This window comes from Halorubrum ezzemoulense DSM 17463, assembly GCF_002114285.1.
Lineage (GTDB): Archaea > Halobacteriota > Halobacteria > Halobacteriales > Haloferacaceae > Halorubrum > Halorubrum ezzemoulense.
This window is the reverse complement of the sequence record NZ_NEDJ01000150.1, coordinates 1-1245: the sequence shown is the minus strand read 5'-3', so window position 1 is coordinate 1245 and position 1245 is coordinate 1. Positions and strand designations below refer to the sequence as shown.

Below are 1245 nucleotides of genomic sequence, written 5' to 3'. Positions count from 1 at the left end.
GGCAGTTGTGCCCGGGACGCGAACGGGCACCCATGACGACGATAGACGTCGACGGGATGTCGTGTACCGGCTGCGAGGACAACGTGACCGACGCGCTCGGCGAGCTGCCGGGCGTCGAGTCCGCGAGCGCGGACCACGAGGCGGGCACCGCGACCGTCGAGGGCGACGTGGACGTAGACGCGGTCGTGGCCGCCATCGAGGACGCCGGCTACGAGGCGTCGGCGTAGGAGACCCGACGTGCGGACGGAGCACCGCACACCCCGAACCGCCGACTTTTTTCGCCCGAGCGCGCTCGCCGAGACATGGACAGCGTACTCGTCACCGGGGGCGCGGGCGGCGTCGGCGCGTGGACGGTCGACGCGCTCGCCGACGCGGGCCGCGAGGTCGTCGCCGTCGACCGCGAAGCGCCGCCGACTGAGGAGCGCCGGGACGGCGTCGACTACGTGGCGGCGGACCTCACCGACTACGGCGAGACGCGACAGGTGGTCGACGCGGCCGCGCCCGACGCGGTCGTCCACCTCGCGGCGATCCCGCACCCCGAGGACCACGCCGGGTCGCGCGTGTTCGCGAACAACGTCGAGAGCGCGTACAACGTCTTCGACGCCGCCGGGGCCGCGGGCGCGCGGATCGTCTGGGCGTCGAGCGAGAGCTGCTACGGCACCGTCTTCGCGGCGGACAACTGGCTGCCCGACCGGCTCCCGATCGACGAGGAGACGCCGACCCAGCCCGAGGACCCGTACGGCCTCTCGAAGGTCGTCGGCGAGGAGGTGGCCGCCGCGGCGGCCCGCCGACACGGCGTCTCCGCCGTCTCGCTGCGCCTCTCGTGGGTCACGTTCCCGGGCGACGAGCGGCGCCGCGAGGCGCGCGAGACGTTCGACCCCGCGACCGCGGCTCCGAGCGGGAACTGCTGGTCGTACGTCGACGTGCGCGACGTGGTCGCGGCGGTCGAGGCCGCGATCGACCCCGAAACAGCGGTCGACGGCCACGAGGCGGTGCTGATCGTCGCCGCGGAGAACTTCCTCGGTCGCGACACCGCGGCGACGATCGAGGGGGTCCGCGGCGAACTCCCCGCGGAGTGCGACCTCGACGGCGACGAGTCGATTTTCGACTGCTCGAAGGCGAAGCGCCTGCTCGGGTGGGAACCGGGCCACTCGTGGCGCGACGGCGCAGAGCGGGGAGCGGAACGCGACGACGGGTGATCGAGGCGGGGGGATCGCGGTCGAGCCGGGGTGTTCGGGGGACGTC

The 1245-nt window shown here is 73.7% G+C and carries 2 protein-coding genes; both read left to right on the top strand.

Translation table 11 applies throughout. The features are described 5' to 3' along the window. Positions 1–32 precede the first annotated feature (32 nt). Positions 33–227 (top strand): heavy-metal-associated domain-containing protein, encoded by a 195-nt coding sequence (locus B9H04_RS17795; RefSeq protein ID WP_007344879.1) that lies wholly within the window; start codon positions 33–35, stop codon positions 225–227. Between the two features lie 75 nt (positions 228–302). Further along, entirely contained in the window at positions 303–1199 is an 897-nt protein-coding gene (locus B9H04_RS17790) for an NAD-dependent epimerase/dehydratase family protein (RefSeq protein WP_049932336.1), read from the top strand. The last annotated feature ends 46 nt before the right edge of the window (positions 1200–1245 follow it).

Coding starts and splice junctions, on each gene's coding strand:
- B9H04_RS17795 (WP_007344879.1), top strand. CDS start 33: ATGACGACGATAGACGTCGACGGGATGTCGTGTACCGGCTGCGAGGAC.
- B9H04_RS17790 (WP_049932336.1), top strand. CDS start 303: ATGGACAGCGTACTCGTCACCGGGGGCGCGGGCGGCGTCGGCGCGTGG.